The following is a 23,995-nucleotide window of genomic DNA, read 5'->3' as shown; positions in this document are numbered from 1 at the left end:
GCGTGGCAACGTTGCTGCGCAGCGCCGATACTGCCGGTCTGCCTGAGATCGCGCCCCCATGACAGCCCCGCTTCCCCATCCCCCGTCCGTCGCCCATCCCGTGCTGGTGGGCTTCAGCGGTGGGCTGGATTCCACCGTCCTGCTGCACTGGCTGGCCACCTCGCCGGCGCAGCGCACCGCGGGCCTGCGCGCCGTACATATCCATCATGGCCTGCAGGAGCAGGCCGATGCCTGGACCGTGCACTGCACGCAGGTGTGCGCGCGGTGGAATATTCCGCTGCGGGTGCTCCGTGTCCAGGTGCAACGCAACCAGGGGCAAGGGCCGGAAGCCGCCGCGCGGCATGCACGCCGTGAGGCATTCGCCTCGCAGCTGCTGCCCGGCGAACAGTTGGCGCTGGCCCACCATCGCGACGACCAGGCCGAAACCTTCCTGCTGCGGGCGCTGCGTGGCTCCGGGGTGGATGGATTGGCGTCCATGCAGGTCACCAGCGCATTTGGCGCCGGCACCGTGTGGCGACCGTTGCTGGAGGTTCCGCGCAGCACCCTGCGTGCGCATGCCCAGGCCGAGGGCCTGGACTGGATCGAAGACCCCAGCAACGCCAGTGACGATGCCGACCGCAATTTCCTGCGCCTGCAGGTACTGCCGCAGCTTCGTCAGCGCTGGGCGCAGGCCGATGCCGCCTTCGCGCGCAGCGCCGCGTTGTGCGCGCAGTCCCAGCATCTGCTCGACAGTGCCGACCGCGACGCACTGGAACGCTGCAGCGTCGGCCCCGGTGTGATCGACTGCGCGCGGCTGATGCGCCAGCCGGTGGAACGACGTGCACGCCTGCTGCGGCATTGGGTACGTGGCAGTGGCCTGCCGCCACTGCCTGCCGCCGGGGTCGAGGCGGTCGAACGCGAGCTGCTCCCGGCCGCGCACCATGCCGATGCGCAGTTTGCCTGGCAGGGTGCGCGCATCCGCCGTTGGCGCGGGCAGTTGCACTTGCTGTCGGCCAGCCTCGCACTGCCGGCCGACTGGAGCGTGCACTGGGATGGCCGCGCGCCGCTGGCCCTGCCCGATGGGGGCGCGCTGCGCCTGCTCGGCACGGACGCCGGGTTCGACAGCCCCGTGCAGATCCGCGCGCGCCGCGGCGGCGAGCGCATCCAGCTGCCCGGGCGCACACATTCCCATGCGCTCAAGGATCTGCTGCAACAGCAGGGCCTGCCGCCGTGGCAGCGCCGTCAGCTGCCGCTGCTGTTTGATGAAGACACGCTGCTGGCCGCGGGCGACCGCGTGATCGGTGCGGCCCTGCAGCCGTGGTTGCAGGCCCATCATGCGCAGTTGCAGTGGACCCCGGGCGCGGCGTGAATTGACCCCGCCGGGCCAGCAGCCCACACTTGGCGCATGGCAAAGAAGTCCCCCAATGAAACCTCCCCGGTCGCCCACTTCGAGCAGTCGCTGGAAGAACTGGAGCAACTGGTGGAGAAGATGGAAACCGGCGAAATGAGCCTGGAACAATCGCTCAGCGCCTACGAACGTGGCGTCGGGCTGTACCGCCAGTGCCAGCAGGCGCTGGGACAGGCCGAACTGCGCGTGCGCCTGCTCAGCGATCCGGCCCAGCCCGACACCGCCGTGCCGTTCGACCCGCCCAGCCATGACGGTTGAGGCCACGTTCGCGCGGTGGCGCGACCGTATCGAAAGCCAGCTCGACGCCAGCCTGCCTTCCCCGTCCGATGCCCCCCGAGGGCTGCATCAGGCGATGCGTTATGCGGTGCTCGGGGGCGGCAAGCGCATGCGGCCGCTGCTGGTCTATGCCGGCGGCCGGGTCTTCAGCGCCGACGAAAACGCACTGGATGCGCCTGCGATGGCGGTGGAGCTGATCCATGCGTATTCGCTGGTGCACGACGATCTGCCGGCGATGGACGATGACGCCTTGCGGCGCGGCCGCCCGACCACGCATATCGCCTTCGATGAAGCCACCGCGATCCTCGCCGGCGATGCCCTGCAGACGCGCGCTTTCAGCCTGATCGCCGACGCGGCGTTGCCAGCGCAGCTGCGCGTGGAGTGCCTGCAGACCCTGGCGCACGCCTCCGGCGCGGCCGGCATGTGCGGCGGCCAGGCCTTGGATATCGACGCCACTGGCCATCAGCAGCCGTTGCAGGCTCTGGAACGCATGCATGCGCTCAAGACCGGTGCGCTGATCCGCGCTGCGGTGCGCATGGGCGCGCTGTGCGGCCAAGCACCTGCCGCGGATATGGCGACGCTGGATACGGTGGCCTCGGCGCTGGGCCTGGCCTTCCAGGTGCGCGATGACATCCTCGATGTCGAGGCCAGTTCCGAACAGCTCGGCAAGACCGCCGGCAAGGACGAGGCGCAGGCCAAATCGACCTTCCCGGCGCTGCTGGGCATGGACGGTGCCAAGGCGCATCTGCGCACGTTGAGCGAGCAGATGTTCGACGGTCTGGCCGGCTATGGTGAGTCGGCCGATGCCCTGCGTGCGCTGGCCAAGCTGGCGGTTGAGCGGGATCACTGAGCGATCGCGGAGGCCGCCACGCATGGCGTGGCCCTACAACGCCAGGACACAAAAAGACGCCCGGGATTCCCGGGCGTTTTTCGTTCCAGCGCAGCGGATCGATTACTTGATCAGGCGCAGGGTGAACGGATAGCGATAGGCTTCACCGTTGTTGGCCTTGACCGCCGCCAGGATGCACAGCACCAGGTTGGCGATCCATACCAGGGTCAGCAGCAGGCCGCCGATCAACACGACCAGCAGGATGGTGGAGATGACGTAGGCGATCAAGACGGTGATCTGGAAGTTCAGCGCTTCCTTGGCCTGGTCGGTCACGAAGCCCTTCTGCGGGTCATCCTTGTTCACCAGCCAGATGATCAGCGCACCGATGAAGCCGGTGAAAATACCCAGCAGGTGGGCTACCAGCGACAGCGTACGCTGGTCGGCCGGTGCAGCGCCGGCCGGCGGCGGCGGCGGGGTGGTGACGTTATCGAAATCGCTCACGTGAAACTCCTTGTTCGAGGTAATGGGTAGTGCACGCGGCAGGCTCCCCGCCTGCCAGGGCAGCCTCCATAGAATACGTCAATCGTTACCAGCAACGGTCATTCGTCCTACAAGGATCGACCCGGTGTGCACGTGCGAGCGCGGGTCGATGTCGGTGCCCACCGCTTCGATGCTGGCGAACATGTCCTTGAGGTTGCCGGCGATGGTGATGCCGTCCACCGGGTAGCTGATCTCGCCGTTCTCCACGCGGAAGCCGCCGGCACCACGCGAGTAGTCGCCGGTGATGCTGTTGACGCCCTGTCCCATCAGTTCGGTGACCAGCAGGCCATTGCCCATCTGCCGGGCAATGGAGACCAGATCACCCGCGTTGGCGGTGACCTTGAGGTTGTGTACGCCACCGGCGTTGGCGGTGGTCGGCAGGCCGAGCTTGCGTGCCGAATAGCTGCCCAGGATGTAGCGCTCCAGCACGCCATCACGGATCAGCGCTGAATTGCGGGTGGCCACGCCATCGCCATCGAAGGCGGCCGAGCGCAGCCCACGGCGCAGCAGCGGCAGCTCTTCGATGCCGAACCAGTCCGGGAACAGGCGCGTGCCGACGCTGTCGAGCAGGAAGCTGGCACGGCGGTACAGCGCGCCACCGGAGACGGCGCCGAGCAGATGGCCGATCAGCGAGCGGGCCACCTCCGGCGAATAGAGCACCGGCATCTGCGCCGTGGTCATCGAGCGCGGCTCCAGCCGGGCCACGGTACGCGCGGCGGCACGGCGGCCGATCGACGCCGCATCGTCCAGGTCTTCGCGGGCCAGCGCGCTGCTGTACCAACCGTCGCGCTGCATGCCATCGCCCTGCCCGGCGATCAGCGCGCAGCCGATCGAATGGTGGCTGCTGCGCTCGCGGCCGATGAAGCCATGCGAGTTGGCGTACACCGACAGGCTCTGCGCGGTCGCCGCCGAGGCACCGTCGGAATTGCTGATGCGGGTGTCGGCCTCACGGCCGGCCGCTTCGCAGGCCAGGGCCAGATCCAGCGCCGCATCGGCGCTGAGTTCCCAGGGGTGCCAGCCGTCCAGATCCGGGAATTCACGGGCCATCAGCGCCGCCTCGGCCAGGCCGGCGGCCTCGTCGTCCTCGGTGTGGCGGGCGATCGCGCAGGCCTGGGCCACGGTCGACTCCAGGCTGCTCTCACGCAGGTCGGCGGTGCTGGCGCTGCCCTTGCGCTGGCCGACGTAGACGGTCACGGCGATGCCGCGGTCACGGGTGGACTCGACCGTTTCGACCTCGCCCAGGCGCACGTTCACATCCAGGCCGCGCTCATCGCTGCAGCTGACCTCGGCCTGGGTGGCGCCCAGGGCCTTGGCCCGCTCCAGCAGGCGCTGGGAGATGTCGGCCAGCTGCTCCAGGCGCTGCAGGCTGTCGTCGGCCGGGGAGACTTCAGGGGAGATCACGTTCAATGCTTTATCCTGTACAGGTGAGTGCCCGGCGCGACGCCGGCACAGTTTACGGATGTGGAAATAAGACGATGCGCGGACGCGACGAAGAAACCGGTGAATTCCTTGATATCAGCCGCAGCCAGAACCGCCGGGCTGCGCTGGACGTGCTGGCCCTGGGCGAAAAGCTGGTCTCGCTGACCCCGGCCCAGCTGGCGCGCCTGCCGGTGCCCGAAGATCTGCTGCCGCACATCGCCGAGGCCAAGCGCATCACCGCGCATATCGCCCACAAGCGCCAGCTGGCGTTCCTGGCCAAGCACATGCGCCGCGAAGACGACGCCGTGCTGGATGCGATCCGCGATGCGCTGGATGCCAACAGCGAGACCTCGCGCCGTGAAGTGGCGACCATGCACCGCGTGGAAGACTGGCGCGAGCGCCTGCTCAAGGACGGCGACAAGGCGCTGGGTGCGCTGCTGGACGAATACCCGCATGCCGACCGCCAGCAGCTGCGTACGCTGGTCCGCAACGCCCAGGCCGAAAAGGCCAAGAACAAGCCGCCGCGCGCCTACCGCGAGATCTTCCAGCTGCTGCGTGCGCTGCTGCTGCCGGCCGCGCTCGGCCTGGAAGGCGTGAACGCCGGCTCCGAAGACGCGCTGGACGACGCGGTCGACACCGACAGCGACAGCGACGAGAACGCCGAGGACTGAGTCCCGGCGCTCACGCGGCGGCGCCAGCACCCCGCTGGCGGCCGCGTGATCAGGCAGCGCAGGCGAATGCATCCCGGCTCAGGCCTGGGTGCCGCCCACGGTGATGCCATCGATCAGCAGGGACGGCTGGCCCACGCCGACCGGCACACTCTGGCCATCCTTGCCGCAGATGCCCACGCCCTCGTCCAGGGCCAGATCGTTGCCGATCATGCGCACTTTCTGCATGGTTTCCGGCCCGTTGCCGATCAGGGTGGCGCCCTTCACTGGCGCGGTGATTTTTCCGTCTTCGATCAGGTAGGCCTCGGTGGCCGAGAACACGTACTTGCCGCTGGTGATGTCGACCTGGCCGCCACCGAAGTTGACGGCGTACAGGCCACGCTTGACCGAGCGGATCATTTCTTCCGGATCGTGCTGGCCGGCGCGCATGTAGGTGTTGGTCATGCGCGGCATGGTCATGTGCGCGAATGATTCACGGCGGCCGTTGCCGGTCGGGGCCACGCCCATCAGGCGCGCATTGAGCGAATCCTGCATGTAGCCGACCAGGATGCCGTCTTCGATCAGTGTGGTGCACTGGGTCGGATGGCCCTCGTCATCGATGTTCAGCGAGCCGCGGCGCCCGTCCAGGGTGCCGTCGTCAACGATGGTCACGCCCGGCGCGGCCACGCGCTCGCCGATCCGGCCGGCGTAGACGCTGGTGCCCTTGCGGTTGAAGTCGCCTTCCAGGCCGTGGCCGACCGCTTCGTGCAGCAGCACGCCGGGCCAGCCCGGGCCCAGCACCACGGTCATTACCCCGGCCGGGGCCGGAACCGCCTCCAGGTTCACCAGCGCCTGGCGCAGCGCCTCGCGGGCAAAACCTTCCGGGCGCCCATCGGCGAACAGGTCTTCATAGCTGTAACGGCCCCCGCCACCGGAGTAGCCCGACTCGCGCCGGCCGTGCTGCTCGACGATCACCTGTACGTTCAAGCGCACCAGCGGGCGGATATCCGCGGCGAGCACGCCATCGCTGCGCGCGATCAGGACCGTATCCACGCCGCCGGAAAGGCTGACCATCACCTGCTGCACGCGCGGGTCGGCGGCGCGCAGGTAGCGGTCCAGCCGCTTGAGCATCTCCACCTTGGCCTCGTTGCCCATGCCATCGATGGGGTCCAGCGCCGGGTACAGCGCGCGGCCACTGCCACGCACCAGCGAGCGGGCCGACTGTGCCCCGCCCTCGCGGGAGATGGCGCGGGCCGAGTTGGCCGCGGCCAGCAGCGCGTCGCTGTGGATGTCATCGGAGTAGGCGAAGCCGGTCTTCTCGCCGGCGATGGCGCGTACGCCCACGCCCTGCTCGATCGAATGCGCCCCGTCCTTGACGATGCCGTCCTCCACGCTCCAGCTCTCGCGGCGCGCGTGCTGGAAATAGAGATCCCCGAAATCGATGCCCGGGCCCAACAGGGTGCCGAACGTGCGTTCCAGACCGTTCGCATCCAGCCCGGCGGGCAGCAGCAGACGGTCGGTGGCCAGCGAAAGTGCGTTGTTGTTCATGCTCTTTGATCTGTGGGCGCCGGGCGCAATCGCAACCCGGGCGCGGGAAAGGGGTCAGCGCGCCGGCGGTGCGGCCGGGGCCGGCTTGGGCGCTGCGTCGCGGTCGATCACATCGACCTTGGGTTCGGCCCAGGGGCCGGTCACGCGGTACGTCTTGGCGCCGATCTCGCCCAGCGGCTTGGACAGCACCGCGTTGGCCGCCGCACCGACCGCCGCCCCCACCGGCCCGCCGGCGACCGCGCCGACCACGGTCAGCAGGTTGCCGGCGCGCGGGTTGACGTCGATGGTCTGATCGAAGCGTTGCTGGCGCAGGTCGGTCTGGCCGCGGATGGTGATGTTCGCCGCCGGGCCTTCGATCAGCACCTTGTCGGTCGTGGCCATGCCATCGGCGAACGCCACGCGGCCCTCGACCTGGTTGAAGGCGAAGCCCTTGGAGAAGAAATCGCGGAAATCGAACATCAACCGGCGCGGCAGCTGGGTCACGCTGAGCAGGCCGAGCACGCGCCCGGCACCGGGTTCGAGTTCCAGCAACTGGCCGTTGCGGGCCTGCACATCGAGCTGGCCCTGCAGCGCACCGAGCTGGAAGTCGGATGGGCCGCCCTGCCAACCGGCCGACATGCTCAGCTGGCCCTGGCCGCCACGTAGCTGGCCGCCGTAATCGAGATTCTGCATCAGCCCGCCGAGGTCCTCGCTCTTGACCTGCACGTTGAACTGGCTGCGCGCGGCCTCGCCCATGCCCATCCAGCGGCCATTGACGTCGATCTCCTGCTTGGGCGCGCGGAACTGCAGCTGGTCCACGCTCAGGCCGTTGGCCATCGGCCGCGTGCGCAATACCGCCTGGCCGAGCTTGGCCTTGCCGAACTGGAGGTCATCGATATCCAGCGACAGCGGCGGGATTTTGGCTGGATTGGTGTCATTGGCACTGGCCTGGACCCGCGCCGGCAGGGCCACGTCCGGTGGCAGCAGGATCGGAGCGCCATCGCTGGGCGCCTTGACCGGCGTCGGCAGCGATTGCCAGTGCACCCGGCTGAGCTTGCCGACGATAGTGCCGCCCTCGGCATTGGGCACGCTCAGGCCGCCCGCCAGCGAGGGACCGGCCAGGCGCACGTCCACGCTGCTGCTGGTCGGCCGCAGTTGCAGCCGGGTCTGTGGGAACACGCCACCGGCAAGCAGCAGCTGGCCGACCTGCACGTCCACCTGCCGCAGCGGCATCGGGTCCTTGCCGTCGCCGCCGTCCGGCGAGCGGGCCAGGGCGATCCACTCCAACGCATCCAGCGAGCCGCTGCGCCCGTTCACCACCAGCCCGCTGGCCGGCGGATCGCGATCCACGCGGTCGCTGCCGAGGGTGACCTGCACGCCGGTCTGGTTGTCATGCGTGCGCGCGGCCAAGGCCAGGCGCTGGCCGAAGGCGACATCCACACGGCCGCTGCCCATCGGCAGCTGTGCGGTGACGTCCGTCGCCAACGGCGTGGCGGCGGGCTTGTCCAGCGGCGCAGGCAGTTCCAGGGTGGTGCCGACCAGATCCGAATGCAGCTTGAGCACGGTGGGCGGCTCGACCTTGCTGCCGGCCGCGACCTTGGGCAGGGTCACCCCGATGGTCCAGCGTGAGGTGCCCTGGATGTAAGGTTTGAGCCAGTTCAATTCGGGCGCCCGGTCCAACAGCGCGCCGGCTTCCAGCGAGGCGGTCAGCTCGGATTCGAAGGCCTGTTGCGGATCCCGCACGAACTCCCCGGCGCGCAGGCTGAGCAGCCCGTCCTGGCCCTGGTGGCGCACGGCCAGGTGCTCCGCATCGAAGCCGCCGTGGCCATAGCGTGCCGTGCCGCGCATGTTCTCGAAGACCAGGTCGAAACGCTTCTCGGTGAGGGTCGCGCCATTGAGATCGACCGTGCCCTGCAGGTGACCGCCGCCGTCGTCGTGATGCAGTGGCTGCAGCAGGTCAAAGGTGACCGCGGCCGGCCCCTTCGCAGTGAGATTGTCCAGCGTCTCGCCATAGGTGGCCTGCAACGGACTCTGCTTGAGCATGGCCAGCAGTGCACCGGCATCGCTGCGGCTGGTGGCCTTGACGTACAGATCGGTCTCGCCGAAATCGGGAATGCCGGCATCGAAGTGGTCCACCGCCACCCCGGCCAGGTCGCCCTTGCCATGCAGTTCGAAGCCCGGGCCGATGAAGGCGATATCGGCATCGACCTTGTTCATCGCCGGCCAGTCGTGCTGGAAGCGGATGCTGCCGGCGTCGATGTGGCCGGTCGCCTCGAAGCGGCCGTTGTTCTTGTCGAACGGCCAGTCTTCCAGATCGCCGGTCACCAGGCCCACGCCGCCACGCACCTGGCCGGAGACCAGGGCGGCATCCAGCCAATCGGTGGCGGTCTTGCTCATCTTGGAATGGATCCAGAAACGCTTGGCCGCCGTCATCGGCACATCGTCGATCCTGGCCGCCAGTTCCAGCCAGGGGCGCGTGCCGTTGTTCTGGAACCAGATGCCGCCGCGCACATCGGCGGCGTAATCGGTGCCCTGCACGCGCAGCGCCGGGGTGCCGATCCGCCAGCCGCCGGCCTCGTCGCGCCAGCCCACCAACCGGCCGGCCAGGCGCACGTCGTGGCGCTCGCCAAAGCCGCTCGGCCAATCGAAATGCATCACCTGCTGCGGCTGCAGATCCAGGGTGAAGCCATCGGCATCGCCGTTGAAGCGCCCGCCCACACCGCTGAGCCCGGGCGAATGCCCGACCGCCGCGAAGCGGATGTCTTCCAGATCCCCGTCGACCGACAGCGGGCCGCCCTGCTCGCCTGCCACCCGTACGCGGGTCATGCGCACCTGCGGTGCGGCCTCGTGCAGCCACTCGCGCAGGCCGGGATCGATCCGGTCGGTCAGCGCGAGCCCCCGCAACAGCGCGGTGGCATCGATGTTGTCGCCGGCCAGCGCGAAGTGCTGCCCGCCGGCCAGCAGCAGCCCATCCAGTTGCTGGGTGCTGCCTTCCATGCCGATCCGCAACCGCGGCGCATCGGCGCGCCAGCCACCCTGCACCCAGCGCCAGCGTGCGCGCAGTTCCAGCGTGTCCAACGCGAGCTGCGGGTGGGTGCCGTCCGCCAGCTTCACGCCGCGCACCTGTACGTTCTGAAGGTCCGCATCGGTGGTGACCATCACCACCCGGTGATCGCGCAGGTCCACCCACGCATTGAACTCACCGGTACCCTGCTGCAGGCCGATGCCGCCGAACTGCAGCAGCGAGGACCACGCCCGGAAGTCGGCCGGGTCGGCCGAGAACCAGGCCTGACCATCGCCGCGCTTGCGCTCGAATTCCAGCACCGCCGTCAGCGGCTGTGCGGACGGGTCGGCCCACGCACGCGCCCCAACCCGCAGGCGCTGGCCGTTGACGCGCAGGCGCAGGTCGATCCGCGGCAGCACGGCGCTTATGCCCAGCGAGGGCGCGTCCACCTTCAAGCGGCCACCGATCACCTGCAGCTCGCCGAGGCGACGCAGTGTCTCCAGTGGATCGCCTGCACCGGACTGCGGCAGGCCCTGCACCGACCAGCGGCCGTCGTCGGCACGCTGCAGCACCAGCGCCAGGCCGCGCAGGCGCAGCTCGGTCAGCGAGTGGCCCGGCAGCAGGCCGGCATACATCGAGACCAGCACCTCGGCCTCGCCGATGCGCAGGCCCTGCCCTTCACCGATGCGCAGCCCTGTGAGCTGCAGCAGCGGGCCGCGCCGGGTCCAGGCGGTATCCAGCGCATCGAAGCGCACCGGTTGGCCCGCGCGCGCACTCAACCACGCCGCCACCTTGTCCGGGTGACGCTCGGCCAAGGGCAACAGCTGGCTGGCAGTGCCGACCAGCAGCGCCACGCCCACGAGCAGGACCGCCACCGCATACACAGCATGGCGGCGGATCCGGCGCAGGCGCAGGCGCAGCGGTGTGCTCATCGGAACGTGGGAATGCCGGACCGGCCGCGGTCAGAGCAGCACGACATCGAACTGCTCCTGCAGGTACTGCTCGTCCGCCTGGAAGCGGATGCTCTTGCCCAGGAACTCCTCCAGTTCGGCCACCGCCGAGGATTCCTCGTCGGTGATGCGTGCGACCACCTTCGAGGAAGCGATCACCAGCAGGCGCGCCGCATCGAACTGACGCACCGCCCGGGTGATCTCGCGGAAGATCTCGTAAGTGACCGTTTCGGCGGTCTTGATCGAGCCCCGCCCACTGCACTCCGGGCACGGCTCGGACAGTTGCCGCTCCAGGCTTTCCACGGTGCGCTTGCGGGTCATCTCGACCAGGCCCAGCGGCGAGAAATCGTAGACGGTGGTCTTGGCATGGTCGCGGGCCAGCGCCTTCTCCAGGGTGCGCAGCACCTGGCGGCGATGCTCGGCATCGTCCATATCGATGAAGTCGATGATGATGATGCCGCCCAGGTTGCGCAGCCTCAGTTGCCGCGCCACCGCCTGCGCGGCCTCCAGATTGGTGCGGAACACGGTCTCTTCGAGGTTGCGCTGGCCCAGGAACGAACCGGTGTTCACGTCGATGGTCGTCATCGCCTCGGTCTGGTCGATCACCAGATAGCCACCGGACTTCAGCGGGACCTGCTTGTCCAGCGCCCGGCCGATTTCATCCTCGACCCCGAACATGTCGAAGATCGGGCGATCACCGCTGTACAGCTCCAGTTTCTCGGCCAGCACCGGCATGTACTTGGCCACGAAGGCCTGCAGCTGGTTGAAGGTCTCCTTGGAATCGACCTTGACCTTGTCCACGTCCTTGCGGATCAGATCGCGCACCGAGCGCAGCGGCAGGCTCAGGTCTTCATAGATCACGCTGAGCGGCGCGGCATCGCGGCCACGGCGCTCCACCACGTTCCAGACCCGCGACAGGTAGGCCACGTCTTCGGCGATCGCCTCGGCCGGCTGGCCTTCGGCATTGGTGCGCACGATGTAGCCGTAGCCGCCGTGCTGGGCCGACAGTTCGGTCACCAGGCTCTTCAGGCGGGCCCGCTCGGCCTCGTCCTCGATCCGGGCCGACACGCCCACCACCTTGGACTGCGGCAGCAGCACCATGTAACGCGAGGGAATGCTGATCTGGGTGGTCAGGCGGGCACCCTTGGTCCCGATCGGGTCCTTGACCACCTGCACCACGATGTCCTGGCCGTCGCGCAGCAGTTCGACGATCGGCACCGAGGACGGCGGCGGCAACGTGGTGCCTTCGGTATCCGGGCTGGCCACCGGGGCCGGGCGGATCACATCGTTGGCGTGCAGGAACGCGGCGCGCTCCAGCCCGACCTCGACGAAGGCCGCCTGCATGCCCGGCATCACCCGCTGCACCTTGCCCTTGTAGATGTTGCCGACCACGCCGCGGCGCCAGCCACGTTCGATGTGCAGTTCCTGCAGCATGCCGTTCTCGATGACGGCGACGCGGGTTTCCCGCGGAGTGACATTGACCAGGATTTCTTCAGACATGGGCGACTCCCTTCAGTTCGAACGTCTGCAGCAACTGCTCGGTCTGTTGCAGGGGCAAACCCATCACACCCGAATAGCTTCCCGCCAGATGGCGGATATATCGTTCGGCGCCACCCTGGATCGCATAGGCACCAGCTTTGTCCATCGGCTCGCCACTGGCCACGTAGGCTGCGATCCGATCCTCCTCGATCGCCGCGAACGTCACCTCCGAGACCACCAGCACGCCCTGTTCCCGGCCGGCAGCGACCAGTGCCACGGCGGTCATCACCTGGTGGGTGCGCCCGGCCAACGCGCGCAGCATCGCGCAGGCGTCAGCAGCATCGGCCGGTTTACCGAACACGCGCCCGTCGAGCACGACCTCGGTGTCCGAGCCCAGCACCACCGCCTCGGGGTCATGCGCGACAAGCGCCAACCCGGCGCGCGCCTTGTCGGCGGCGACCCGCTGCACGTAATCGGCGGCGGACTCGTCGGGCGCGCGGACTTCGGGCACGTGAAGCTCAAGCGCCTGGAACGGTCGTTCCAGGCGCGCAAGCAGTTCGTTTCGTCGGGGGGATCGAGAGGCAAGATAAAGCATCGAGGAAGCATAACCTGAGCCTACTGTCTGAATCGCGAGCAACACGCTTGAATCGTGATCAACCCCCTCAAACCTCACGACGCGTTCATCGCCCCGACACCAACCTCAACGTCTTCACAAGGAGATGTACATGCGCCGCCCGTCCCTGTCCCCGTTGCTGCTCGCCCTGTCCCTTGCCCTGGGAGCTTCGATGACCGCCCACGCCCAGTCCCAGCCCACCATCGCCGTGCCGGCCGACGGCACCCTGCTCAACATCTCGGCCAATGCCGAGGCCAGGCGCGTGCCGGACGTGGCCACGCTCTCGGCCGGCGTGGTGACCCAGGCCGTGGACGGCAACACCGCCATGCGCCAGAACGCCGAGCAGATGACCAAGGTGCTCGCCGCGATCAAGGCCGCCGGCATCGCCGAGCGTGATGTGCAGACCAGCGGCGTCAACCTGAGCCCGCAGTATCGCTATGCCGACAACGAGGCACCGAAGATCACCGGGTACCAGGCCAGCAACACGGTGAGCCTGAAAGTGCGCGACATCGCCAAGCTCGGCAAAGTACTCGACGCACTGGCCGCCCAGGGCGCCAACCAGATCAACGGCCCGCAGTTCGAGATCGACCAGCCCGAACCGGTCTATGACGAGGCCCGCCTGGCCGCGCTGAAGAAAGCCCAGGCCCGTGCGGAGACCTACGCCAAGTCGCTGGGCCTGCGCGTGCGCCGGATCGTGAGCATCTCCGAGAGCGGCGGCGGCAACTTCCGCCCGGTGATGATGCGTGCGGCGGCGGCGCCGATGGCGGCCGACGTGTCCACCCCGGTCTCGCCGGGCGAATCGACCGTGTCGGTCAACCTGGACGTGGTGTTCGACCTGGGCCGGTAACACGTCAGAAGAGAGCGGACCAACGGTCCGCTCCTGCCTGGCATGACGGCGCCTGCGGGCGCCGTCATGCTGTCTGCGGCTGGATCCTGACTGCCAGCCAACTCGCCACCCTGCCCCTGACTTCCGGCCCGTGCCGGGCTCGGGTATTGCTGTCAGTGCGCGGCCCCGCCTGACCCCACGCGCCGCGCAGGCACGTTGATGTTCCCGCACATCTGGCAAGGAGAGTGGAGCATGGTCCGTACCCCGTCCCCGGTTGTCCCGCTGCCCATCGAAGCGTCCCGCGTGCTCGGGTGGAGCACCGCCATCGCGGTCCATGCGCTGGCCCTGATGCTGTTGTTGATTCCTGCCGCACAGCCGCTGATCACGGCCCCGCGCGAGCGCATGCGGGTGAGCTGGGTGCTGCCTCCGCCGCCGCAGCCGGAGATCATCCGTCACCCTCCAGCGGACCCGCAGCGGCTCCCCCCGACCGTGCCGGTGCCCACGCAACGCGCGCCGGCACCGCTGCCGACACCCACCGCCACCCTTGACGAGGCGCCCGCGGTGGCACCGATGCCCGCCAGCGAGACCGCCGCACCGGCGCTGGAACCGGCCCCCGCCGCGCCCTCGCCCGCCGCCGGAGCCCAACTGCAGTACCGCAGCGCGCCACCCCCGCCCTATCCCGTCGCGGCGATCCGCCTTGGCCAGGAGGGGACGGTCCTGCTGCGCATCCGGGTGGGCACCGATGGCAACCCGGTCGCGGTCAGCATCGAAAAGAGCAGCGGCTCTCGTGCTCTGGACCAGGCAGCGCGCCAGCAGGTAATGCGTCATTGGCGCTTCGTGCCCGCGACCGTCAATGGGCAGGTGGTCCAAGCCGATGGCCTGGTGCCGGTGGAGTTTTCGTTGCCGCACTGATGGGCTGGGAGGGCCCCGTCGGGGCTCTCCCCATTCACACAAGGCCCTCACACGATCTTTCGCGAATTAAGCAATTTTTCACACTTGCGTCACCTGCCGGAAACCTAGATTGGCGCCGTCGCCAGTGATTTCGATGACGACCCTCACACATGTAGGTTTTCCCAGTCAGGAGAGAAGCTGTGAAACACCCGATCCAACGCCGCGACGACAGCCGCCGCAATACCCTGGCCCATTCCATTTCCACGATCCTGACCAGCGGCGCGCTGCTGCTGGTGGGCACCATGGCGTCGTCCTCCGCGTTCGCGCAGGAGCAGGCGACCAACCTTGACCGGATCACGGTGACCGGCTCGAACATCCCCCGCACCAATACCGAGACTCCCTCCCCCGTCCAGGTGGTCACCCGCCAGGAGATTGACCGCACCGGCAAGACCACGGTCGCCGAGTACCTGCAGACCCTGACCGCGGATGGGTCCGGCTCCATTCCCAAGACCTTCGGCAACGGCTTTGCCGGCGGTGGCGCGGGCATCTCGCTGCGCGGCCTGGGCGCCGGCTCCACGCTGGTGCTGTTGAACGGCCGCCGCATGGCGACCTACGGCCTGGCCGATGACGGCCAGAAAGTCTTCACCGATCTGAGCACGATTCCGCTGGATGCGGTCGAGCGCATCGAAGTCCTCAAGGACGGCGCTTCTGCGATCTACGGTTCCGATGCCATCGCCGGCGTGGTCAACATCATCCTGCGCAGCGACTTCAACGGCGCCATCCTGCGCGCCTCCTACGGCCTGTCCGGTGACAGCGACGGCGATGCCAAGAAGGCCACCCTGACCGCCGGTACCGGCGACCTGGCCACCGATGGCTGGAATGCGTTCTTCAGTCTGGACGTGGGCAAGACCGACGCAATCAAGATCAGCGACCGCAAGAACCGCAAGTGGATCGGCACCGGCGATATCCGCCCGTGGGGCTACGGCAACAACGCCCAGTTCCTGGGTGGCGCCGCGTTGTCCGGCGGTACCCGTGGCGGTGTGGGTCCGACCGGTTCGGTCTTCGATGATCGCGCCGTGACCGCTGACAATCCGGCCTTCCTCGTTGCGCTCCCAGGCTGTGCGGGCCTTACCACCATTCCTGGCCAGAACGACGTCACCGCACAGCAGCAGGGCTGCCTGTGGGATCCGAACCAGCTGTACCGTGACCTGACCCCGGAAGAGAAGTACGTCAACGTGTTCGGTCGCGCCAGCTTCGCCTTCGGCGAGGGCGGTGAGATCTACACCGAAATCGGCTACTCCAAGAAGGAAACCACCTTCAGCAACACGCCCTCCGGCGTGTCCGGCGGCTGGGGCTATCCCGGCGGCCCGGTCAACGCCAACAGCGGCGATGGCGCCACCGTGCTCGGCCCTACCCATCCGGACAATCCCATTCCCGGCCAGGCCTCGCGCCTGCGCTACTCGGCCTGGGATGTCGGCCCGCGCGTGACGGAGAACACCAACGAGTTCAACCGCTTCCTGGTGGGCGTGAAGGGCAACTGGGGTGAGTGGAGCTACGACACCGCCTACCTGCATTCGGGGACGGATCTGGTCAACAAGCGCACCGGCTTCCTGCGCTACAGTGCCGTGCAGTGCGCGCTTGGGAACCCGGCCTGCCCAGGCGGGGTGTGGCGCATCGGCGACAACGCCGGGCTCAATTCGCAGGCGCTGTATGACTACATTTCGCCTGACATCAGCGCACGCGCCAAGTCCAGCCTGGACATGTTCGACTTCACCGTGTCGCGCAGCCTGATGGACCTCAAAGGCGGCCCGCTTGGCCTGGCGCTGGGTACCGAATGGCGCAAGACCAGCAACAGCTTGACCCCGCAGACCTATACCGACCAGGGCGACATCATCGGCCTGGGTTACTCGGCCTATGACGGCACGCAGAACGTTTACGCCGGTTACGTCGAACTGTCCGCCCCGGTGCTGGAGCAGTTGGAACTGTCCGGCGCGGTGCGCTATGACAAGTATGAAAGCGGCGAGGGCAAGGCGACGCCGAAGGTCGGCATCAAGTGGACCCCGGCCGACTGGATCGCGGTCCGCGGCAGCTATGCCGAAGGCTTCCGCGCGCCGAATCCGGCCGAGAACGGCGACGGTGGCCTGGCCGCGTTCTCCAACGCTGCCGATCCCGTGCGCTGCCCCGGCGGCAACCCGGCCCCGGGCGCGACCGATGACGATTGCGGCGCACTGCCGGTCGCCATCATCACCCGCCCGAACCAGGACCTGAAGCCGGAGGAATCCAAGAGTTATTCAGTCGGCCTGGTGCTGCAGCCGACCTCAAGCACCTCGATGACGGTCGACGCGTGGCAGATCAAGCGCACCAACGAAATCGCCCAGGGCAGTACTGCCGAAGCGATTGCCGCAGGCAACGTGCTGCGTGACAACAACCTGCTCAATGGTGTTCCCGGCACCGGCAGCATCCTGGCGGTCAATACGCAGTACATCAACGCTGCATCGACCCGCGTCCGCGGTATCGATACCGACATCCGCCAGACCTTCGACATCGGTCCGGGCCAGCTGGAGATGGACCTGCAGTGGAGCCATGTGCTCAAGTTCGAGCGTACCGATGCCGACGTGACCGTCGACTATGCCGGCACGCACGGCAACTGCGACGTCACCAACTGCATCGGCACCCCGAAGGATCGCATCAACTTCGGCACCACCTGGAAGCAGGGCCCGTGGAGCGTCAGCGGCGTGGCCAACTACATCTCCAAGATGGAGAACACCGACTTCCGCGGTCCGGACGGCTCGTATCAGTTCGCCTATGCCGACGGCACCGATGTTACCAAGATCTCTTCGTTCACCACCTTCGACCTGTCCGGTCGCTGGAACATCACCGAGGCCTTCGAGTTGAACGCATCGGTGCAGAACCTGTTCGACCGCATCGCTCCGCTGGATCCGACCACCTACGGTGGCGTGAACTACAACCCGCTGCACTTCAGCGGCGCGATCGGCCGTTACTTCACCGTCGGTGCCAAGTACACCTTCGAATGAGGTAAGCGCACTTGGGGAACAAGGAGCCCGGGCATTGCCCGGGCTTTTTGTTTGGATCGCGGCACGCGGGTAAATCGCGGACAAGAAAAAGCCCCGCATCGCTGCGAGGCTTTTCTTCAAATCTTGGCGCCCGAAGTTGGACTCGAACCAACGACCCCCTGATTAACAGTCAAGTGCTCTAACCGGCTGAGCTATTCGGGCGGGGTGCGCATTGTAGCCCGTTTTTCGCGAGATGTAACCCGTCTGGCGACAACTATTTCACGCGCGGTGATACGGATGGTTGGCCAGCATCGCCGCGGCGCGGTACAGCTGCTCGGCCACTACCAGGCGCACCAGCATGTGCGGCAGCGTCAGCGGGCCGATCGACCATTTCTCATCAGCCATTGCCGACACTTCCGCCGAATGCCCCTCCGGCCCGCCGATCAGGAAGGCCAGGTCCCTGCCCTGGCCGCGCCAATGCTCCAGGCGCTGCGCCAGCTGCTCGGAACTGAGCGGGCGTCCCGGTACATCAAGCGCGACCACATAGGCATTTTTTGGCAACGCGGCGATCACCCGCTTGCCTTCGTCATCGGTCGCGCGGCGCGCATCGCGGCCCTTGCCGCGCAGGCCGGGTTCGATCTCGACCAGCTCGAACGGCAACCAGTGCGAGAGCCGCTTCTGGTACTCGGCAAAGCCCTGCGCCACCCAGGATGGGGCGCGCTCGCCGGTGGCGATCAGCTTGGCTTTCATGTCTGTCCTCCGCAGCCACCACAGGCGGCGCCGCAAAAGACAACGGCGCCATCGGCGCCGTTGTCGTGACCGGGCACGCTGCGATCAGCGCGCGTCGTAGTCGTCGTCCGCATCGTCGAGCAGTTCGATCGGCGGCTGGTCGCCCACGGTCCACAGCCGCTCGAGCGCGTAGAACTCACGCACGCGCGGCAGCATCACGTGAACGATCACATCGCCCAGGTCGACCAGCACCCACTCGGCTTCGCGCTCGCCTTCCACACCCAGCGGCATCACGCCCAGCTTCTTGGCGAACTTCACCACTTCGTCGGCGATCGACTTGACGTGACGGCTGGAGGTGCCCGAGGCGATCACCATGTAATCGGCGACGCTGGAGCGGCCGATGACGTCGATCTCAACGAGATCCTTGGCCTTCAGTTCTTCGGTGGCCCCGCGCACGCACTCGAGCAGCTGCAGAACGGAGGGCGCCGGATTGGGCAGTTGGACCTTGATGGTCTGGGGCTGGGCTTGGTTGCTCAAAGCGGGTCAACTCGATAAATGTGGGGCCGATTATACGGGGCGGCGGGCCCGCGCGTATTCACGACGGTGTCGCGCCGTACAGGCGGTGGTCGATGATGTAGCCCGCCACCGCCTCAGGCAGCAGTTGCCGCCAGGGCCCGGCGGCGGCGATCTGCGCGCGCACCGCGGTGGCCGATTCCTCGCGCAACGGCGCCTGCAAGCGCATCAGGCGCCCGGCCGGCGCGCTGAACAGCTCACGCTCGTGGCTGGCCCAGCGCCCTTCCAGGGCCTGCGCCAGCACCGGGTCGCAGGCGGCGGCCAGGGGACTGCCGGGGCGGTCGGCGACGATGAAATGGGCCAGCTCGAACAGCGCTTCCCATTCGTGCCAGCTGGGCAGGGCCAACAGGCTGTCGGCACCGACCAGCCAGGCGATCGGCTGGCGCGGGCCCAGCTCGGCGCGCAGCTCGCGCAGCGTATCGACGGTGTAGGACGGCACACCGGGCTGGCGCTCGGCCCGGTCCAGCTCGCGCCGGTCCAGCAGCAGGCCGGGCTCATCGCCGATGGCCAGGGCCAGCATGGCCAGGCGCTGTGCGGCATCAGCGCCGGGGGCGGCACGGTGCGGTGGATCGGCGGCCGGCAGCAGGCGTACGGCTACCTGCAGCTGGTCGCGGGCGGCGCGGGCAATGGCCAGATGGCCCAGATGGACGGGATCGAAGGTCCCGCCGTAATAGATGCGCAGCCCCATGGGCTCAGGCCCGGGCGAGCAGGCGCACAGCGCGGGCTTCGGAGACGGCGATCAGCAGCCGCTCCAGCGCCAGCCAGGCGTCGCCATCGGCGCGCCCCTTGGCGATGCGGTCCACCAGCCCGGCTTCGGCCACGAAGCGCTCCCAGCGATTGACCTCGGGATGGCGCTGCAGCGCGCGCTTGAACGGCGCCTGCCGCGATTCCCAGATGCCGCGGCTCTTCATTTCCGCAGCCAGGTTGCCACCGCGCGCCTGCACCCGCGCCAGACCGGCGGTGGAGAGCAACTCGCGGATCACGATCGGCGTCAGCGCCGCCACCGCTTCACCTTCGGCACGCAGGCCGGCGATCATGCGCAGCACGGCCGCAGGCTGACCCGAGAAGGTCGCCTCGACCAGACGGAACACGTCATAACGGGCGGCATCGGCCACCAGCGATTCCATCGTGTCCACATCCAGGGTCTGGCCATCGGCCAGCAGCGCCAGCTTGTCGATTTCCTGGGCGGCGGCGAGCAGGTTGCCTTCCACCCGTTCGGCCAGGCGCTGCACCGCCTGCGGGTCGGCGCGCAGGCCCTTGCCACGCAGCCGGCGCTCGATCCACTCGGTGAGTTCATGCGGCTTGATCGCCCAGGCCACCGAGATCACCCCGGCGCGGCCAACGGCATCGGCCCACTTGGTCTGGTGGGCCTTGCTCCATTCATTGCAGGTGATCAGCAGGATCACGTCCGGCGCCGGGTTGGCACAGAACTGGCTGATCACTTCGGCGCCTTCCTTGCCCGGCTTGCCACTGGGCAGGCGCAGTTCCATCAGGCGACGTGCACTGAACAGACTGGGCGCGTTGAAACTGGCATCGAGCTGGTGCCAATCGAAGTCACGGCCATCGGCATCGAAGACTTCGCGCTCGTTGACGCCCTCGGCGCGTGCGCGCGCCCGCACCGCATCGGCCGCTTCCAGCACACGCAGCGTTTCCGGACCGGCGATCAGGTAGACCGGGGCCAACGGCTGGCTGGCCGGTTGGCTGGCAAGCTGTTCGGGGCGCAGTTCCATCCGGGCAGGCCGATCCGCAGGCGGACCGGATTCAGTGTCCCTGCGGGACGTCGGCGGGTACCGCCGGTGCCGGGGTCGGGGTGGTAGTGGGCGTCACGGCCGGAGTCGTGCCGGACTTGGCCGGGGCACGGCCATGCTCCAGTTCCGCGCGGACCACGCTGTCGATACGCCGCATGATCGAGGCGGACATCTCACGGCGCAGTTCGTCGGCGAGGATTTCGCGTTCGGTGGTGGTACCGGTGGCGTCGGTCGGCGGCGACACGTAGTCGCGTGAGAGTTCGATCACCTGCTGCGGCACCAGCTCGCTGCCGTCTTCGCGGCGGAAGATGAAGATCACCGCATAGCGCAGGCTGTACTCCTGGGCACGGCCCTGGGCATCGATCGCGATCGGCAGATCGCCCCAGCGCTCGGACAATACCTGCAGCTGCGAGGCCGGGCCGGTGCTGTCCGGATCCGCCAACTGCGCACCGGAGGCCTGCAGGCCACGGCGGAGCAACTTGACCAGCTCACTGTAAGGCGCGGTGGAGACCACCTGCACCGCGGCCGTATCGGCCGGCAGCATCAACTTGTTGCGCAGATGGAAGCCGCACCCGGCAAGGGTTGCGGTCAGGACAAGGGCAAGCAGGAATCGGGTCATGGATACAGTCTGTAGGAGCGCGGCGGTCGCGGCAACAAGCAGTGATCCTGCCGGATGCCGCGTGAACAGGACTTGATACCGGACGGTCTGCAGGATCTGCCTGCAACCGGCCCTTGGAGATCGGTACCACCGGAGGCGCAGGCCCCCGGTGGCACGACGGGATCAGCCCTGCGGGGCCGCCACGATGTTCACGATCTTGCCCGGCACGATGATGATCTTGCGCACGGTCAGCCCTTCCAGGAACTTGGCCGCATTCGGCTCGGCCAGGCCCAGTGCTTCGATCTGATCACGCGGCGCATCGGCAGCGACGTCGATGGTGCCGCGCAGTTTGCCGTTGACCTGCACCGCCAGGGTCACCGCATCGCGCACCAGCGCCGCCGGATCGGCGTCCGGGAACGCCTGGTCTTCCAGCAGTTCCTCGGCGTGGCCCAGCACCTGCCACAGCGCATGGCTGGCATGCGGCGTGATCGGGTTGAGCAGCAGCACGGTGGCGCGCAGTGCTTCCTGGCGCACCGCACGGCCCTGCTCGCTGACGTCATCGAACTTGGCCAGCGCGTTCATCAACTCCATCACCGCGGCGATCGCGGTGTTGAAGCTGTGGCGGCGGCCGTAGTCGTCGCCGACCTTGCCGATGGTTTCATGGGTCTTGCGGCGCAGCGCCTTCTGCTCGGCATTCAGCGCGGCCACGTCCAGCGCCGGGGCGGCGCCATCAGCGGCATGCTTCTGCACCTGGGCCCACAAGCGGCGCAGGAAACGGGCCATGCCATCCACGCCGGCTTCGTTCCACTCCAGCGACTGTTCCGGTGGCGCGGCGAACATCGAGAACAGGCGCACGGTGTCGGCGCCGTACTTGCCCACCATCACCTGCGGGTCCACGCCGTTGTTCTTGGACTTGGACATCTTCTCGGTGCCGCCGATCACCACCGGCTGGCCGTCGGCGATCAGGGTCGCCCCGACGATGCGGCCGCGCTCGTCGCGCTGCACATCCACATCGGCCGGGTTGATCCAGTCCTTGGAGCCGTCCGGGTTCGGGCGGTAGTAGGTTTCGGCGATCACCATGCCCTGGCACAGCAGATTCTGCGCCGGCTCGTTGCTGTCCACCATGCGCGCATCACGCAGCAGCTTGTGGAAGAAACGGAAGTACATCAGGTGCAGGATCGCGTGCTCGATGCCACCGATGTACTGATCCACCGGCAGCCAGTAGTTGCCCCGCTTGTCCACCGCATCGCGGGCACCCGGCGAGGTGTAACGCGCGTAGTACCAGCTCGATTCCATGAAGGTATCGAAGGTGTCGGTCTCGCGCTCGGCCGCGCCGCCGCAGTCCGGGCAGGTGGTCTTGCGCCATTCCGGATCGGCCTTGATCGGCGAGCCGGTGCCGACGAAGTTGACGTTCTCCGGCAGGACCACCGGCAGCTGCTCTTCCGGTACCGGCAAGGCGCCGCACTTCGGGCAGTAGATCACCGGGATGGGGCAGCCCCAGTAGCGCTGGCGGCTCACGCCCCAGTCGCGCAGACGATAGTTCACGCGGCGCTGGCCCTGGGCCTTGCGCTCGAAACGCTCGGCCAGTGCCTCGAAGGCGCCCTGGAAGTCCAGCCCATCGAACTCTTCGGAGTTGACCAGCTCGGTCTCGCGGGTCTTGTCGCCGTACCAGTCCTGCCAGCGCGTGGCGTCGTACGCGCTTTCTTCCTTGCGCAGCGACTTCAACGCGATGACCTGGCGGATCGGCAGGCCGTACTTGTTGGCAAATTCGTTATCGCGCTGATCATGGCCGGGGACGGCCATCACCGCGCCGGTGCCGTAACCCATCAGCACGAAGTTGGCGACCCACACCGGCACCTGGGCGCCGGTGACCGGATGGATGGCGCGCAGGCCGGTATCCATGCCGCGCTTTTCCTGGGTTTCCAGCTCAGCCTCAGACACGCCGCCCTGCTTCATCTCGGCCAGCAGCGCGGCCAGCGCCGGGTTGGACTTGGCCGCGTGCTGGGCCAGCGGATGTTCGCCGGCGATGGACACGAAGGTCACGCCCATCACGGTGTCCGGCCGGGTGGTGAACACGCGCAGCGGGTCCAGCGTGCTGCCGTCGGCGTCACGCACATCGAACTGGATCTCCAGCCCTTCCGAGCGGCCGATCCAGTTGCGCTGCATGGTCTTGACCGAGTCGGGCCAGCCCGGCAGTTCGTCCAGGCCGTCCAGCAGTTCCTGGGCGTAATCGGTGATGCGCAGGAACCACTGCGGGATCTCGCGCTTTTCCACCAGCGCGCCGGAACGCCAGCCGCGGCCATCGATGACCTGCTCGTTGGCCAGCACGGTCTGATCGATCGGGTCCCAGTTCACCACCGCGTTGCGGCGGTAGGCCAGGCCCTTGCGCATCAGGCGGGTGAACATGCGCTGCTCGTGCACGTAGTACTCGGGCGTGCAGGTGGCGAACTCGCGCGACCAATCGATCGCATAGCCCATGGCCTTGAACTGGCCACGCATGTGCTCGATGTTGGCGTAGGTCCACTTGGCCGGCGCGGTCTTGTTCTTGATCGCCGCGTTCTCGGCCGGCAGGCCGAAAGCATCCCAACCCATCGGCTGCAGCACGTTGTGGCCGGTCATCCGCTTGTAGCGGCTGATCACGTCACCGATGGTGTAGTTGCGCACGTGGCCCATGTGCAGCGCACCGGACGGATACGGCAGCATCGAGAGGCAGTAGAACTTCGGCTTCTCCGAAGTCTCGGTGACCTCGAAGGCACGGGTGGCATCCCAGTACTGCTGGGCGGCGGATTCAACCTGCTGCGGATCGTAAACGTTGGGTTCGACGCTGGTCATAAAAACGCTAGTGCGGCGGCAAAGCGGCACAGGGTACCGCAGTGCGGCAAAGGGCTCCAATCGACGTGGCCCACCGTCGCGGCCAAACCTGTCATCTCATTGAATTGACTGGG

General features: G+C 67.7%; 19 protein-coding genes and 1 tRNA gene. 7 read left to right on the top strand and 13 right to left on the bottom strand.

Annotated elements, in window-relative coordinates; all coding sequences use genetic code 11:
- Positions 1-58: 58 nt before the first annotated feature.
- Genes tilS through ACW6W5_RS15855 form a run of 3 tightly spaced genes read left to right on the top strand, consistent with a single transcriptional unit; the run spans position 59 to position 2,513 of the window.
- On the top strand, positions 59-1,348 hold the full coding sequence (gene tilS / locus ACW6W5_RS15865; RefSeq protein ID WP_152154188.1) for a tRNA lysidine(34) synthetase TilS: 1,290 nt from the start codon (positions 59-61) through the stop codon (positions 1,346-1,348).
- Between the two features lie 36 nt (positions 1,349-1,384).
- A complete protein-coding gene (locus ACW6W5_RS15860) occupies positions 1,385-1,645 on the top strand; it encodes an exodeoxyribonuclease VII small subunit (protein ID WP_152154190.1) in 261 nt (86 codons plus the stop codon).
- Positions 1,635-2,513, top strand: coding sequence for a polyprenyl synthetase family protein (locus ACW6W5_RS15855; RefSeq protein WP_152154192.1), 879 nt, complete (start codon positions 1,635-1,637; stop codon positions 2,511-2,513). The genes ACW6W5_RS15860 and ACW6W5_RS15855 overlap by 11 nt, the downstream gene beginning before the upstream one ends.
- A 102-nt stretch (positions 2,514-2,615) precedes the next feature.
- On the opposite strand, the gene ACW6W5_RS15850 is transcribed toward ACW6W5_RS15855, so the two are convergent.
- Both ACW6W5_RS15850 and pmbA read right to left on the bottom strand, forming a co-directional pair.
- Positions 2,616-2,993 (bottom strand): DUF4870 domain-containing protein, encoded by a 378-nt coding sequence (locus ACW6W5_RS15850; RefSeq protein WP_121038561.1) that lies wholly within the window; start codon positions 2,991-2,993, stop codon positions 2,616-2,618.
- A 78-nt stretch (positions 2,994-3,071) separates the two neighbouring features.
- Positions 3,072-4,439 carry a metalloprotease PmbA gene (pmbA, locus tag ACW6W5_RS15845; protein WP_121038564.1) on the bottom strand — a complete coding sequence of 456 codons (1,368 nt, stop codon included), beginning with the start codon at positions 4,437-4,439 and terminating at the stop codon, positions 3,072-3,074.
- A 68-nt stretch (positions 4,440-4,507) separates the two neighbouring features.
- On the opposite strand from pmbA, the gene yjgA reads away from it, so the two are divergent.
- Entirely contained in the window at positions 4,508-5,122 is a 615-nt protein-coding gene (yjgA, locus tag ACW6W5_RS15840) for a ribosome biogenesis factor YjgA (protein WP_152154194.1), read from the top strand.
- A 78-nt stretch (positions 5,123-5,200) separates the two neighbouring features.
- Here the strand turns inward: yjgA and tldD are convergent, their stop codons facing one another.
- Genes tldD through ACW6W5_RS15820 form a run of 4 tightly spaced genes read right to left on the bottom strand, consistent with a single transcriptional unit; the run spans position 5,201 to position 12,653 of the window.
- Entirely contained in the window at positions 5,201-6,646 is a 1,446-nt protein-coding gene (gene tldD / locus ACW6W5_RS15835) for a metalloprotease TldD (RefSeq protein ID WP_121038570.1), read from the bottom strand.
- Positions 6,647-6,700: 54 nt separating this feature from the next.
- Positions 6,701-10,561, bottom strand: a complete 3,861-nt coding sequence (locus ACW6W5_RS15830; protein ID WP_152154196.1) for a YhdP family protein — start codon at positions 10,559-10,561, stop codon at positions 6,701-6,703.
- Between the two features lie 30 nt (positions 10,562-10,591).
- Complete coding sequence (gene rng / locus ACW6W5_RS15825; RefSeq protein ID WP_121038576.1) at positions 10,592-12,079, bottom strand: ribonuclease G; 1,488 nt, start codon at positions 12,077-12,079, stop codon at positions 10,592-10,594.
- Entirely contained in the window at positions 12,072-12,653 is a 582-nt protein-coding gene (locus tag ACW6W5_RS15820; protein WP_152154219.1) for a Maf-like protein, read from the bottom strand. Before ACW6W5_RS15820 ends, rng begins: the two co-directional genes overlap by 8 nt.
- A gap of 130 nt (positions 12,654-12,783) precedes the next feature.
- Between ACW6W5_RS15820 and ACW6W5_RS15815 the strand changes: the two genes are divergently transcribed.
- The 3 genes from ACW6W5_RS15815 (at position 12,784) to ACW6W5_RS15805 (ending at position 17,423) form a co-directional block, all read left to right on the top strand.
- Positions 12,784-13,518 carry an SIMPL domain-containing protein gene (locus tag ACW6W5_RS15815; protein WP_088434541.1) on the top strand — a complete coding sequence of 245 codons (735 nt, stop codon included), beginning with the start codon at positions 12,784-12,786 and terminating at the stop codon, positions 13,516-13,518.
- A gap of 231 nt (positions 13,519-13,749) precedes the next feature.
- Positions 13,750-14,409, top strand: a complete 660-nt coding sequence (locus ACW6W5_RS15810; RefSeq protein ID WP_152154198.1) for an energy transducer TonB — start codon at positions 13,750-13,752, stop codon at positions 14,407-14,409.
- Positions 14,410-14,588: 179 nt separating this feature from the next.
- The gene (locus tag ACW6W5_RS15805; RefSeq protein ID WP_152154200.1) at positions 14,589-17,423 is read left to right on the top strand and encodes a TonB-dependent receptor; all 2,835 of its coding nucleotides are present in this window, start codon (positions 14,589-14,591) and stop codon (positions 17,421-17,423) included.
- 124 nt (positions 17,424-17,547) lie between these two features.
- Here ACW6W5_RS15805 and ACW6W5_RS15800 read toward each other — a convergent pair.
- From ACW6W5_RS15800 to leuS, 7 genes are all read right to left on the bottom strand, one after another.
- Positions 17,548-17,624 (bottom strand) — tRNA-Asn (locus tag ACW6W5_RS15800).
- Between the two features lie 57 nt (positions 17,625-17,681).
- A complete protein-coding gene (gene rlmH / locus ACW6W5_RS15795) occupies positions 17,682-18,152 on the bottom strand; it encodes a 23S rRNA (pseudouridine(1915)-N(3))-methyltransferase RlmH (RefSeq protein WP_088434465.1) in 471 nt (156 codons plus the stop codon).
- Positions 18,153-18,236: 84 nt separating this feature from the next.
- Positions 18,237-18,668: a ribosome silencing factor gene (rsfS, locus tag ACW6W5_RS15790; protein ID WP_121038588.1), complete on the bottom strand. Its 432-nt coding sequence runs from the start codon at positions 18,666-18,668 to the stop codon at positions 18,237-18,239.
- Between the two features lie 58 nt (positions 18,669-18,726).
- A complete protein-coding gene (nadD, locus tag ACW6W5_RS15785; RefSeq protein WP_152154202.1) occupies positions 18,727-19,392 on the bottom strand; it encodes a nicotinate-nucleotide adenylyltransferase in 666 nt (221 codons plus the stop codon).
- A 4-nt stretch (positions 19,393-19,396) separates the two neighbouring features.
- The gene (gene holA / locus ACW6W5_RS15780; RefSeq protein ID WP_152154204.1) at positions 19,397-20,434 is read right to left on the bottom strand and encodes a DNA polymerase III subunit delta; all 1,038 of its coding nucleotides are present in this window, start codon (positions 20,432-20,434) and stop codon (positions 19,397-19,399) included.
- A 31-nt stretch (positions 20,435-20,465) separates the two neighbouring features.
- Positions 20,466-21,071, bottom strand: coding sequence for an LPS-assembly lipoprotein LptE (locus tag ACW6W5_RS15775; protein WP_152154206.1), 606 nt, complete (start codon positions 21,069-21,071; stop codon positions 20,466-20,468).
- 162 nt (positions 21,072-21,233) lie between these two features.
- On the bottom strand, positions 21,234-23,882 hold the full coding sequence (gene leuS / locus ACW6W5_RS15770; RefSeq protein WP_121038600.1) for a leucine--tRNA ligase: 2,649 nt from the start codon (positions 23,880-23,882) through the stop codon (positions 21,234-21,236).
- Positions 23,883-23,995 lie beyond the last annotated feature (113 nt).

This window comes from Stenotrophomonas sp. IS26, from assembly GCF_054188265.1.
The sequence above is the reverse complement of the archived record's forward strand: the minus strand, read 5'-3'. Positions and strand labels throughout refer to the sequence as shown.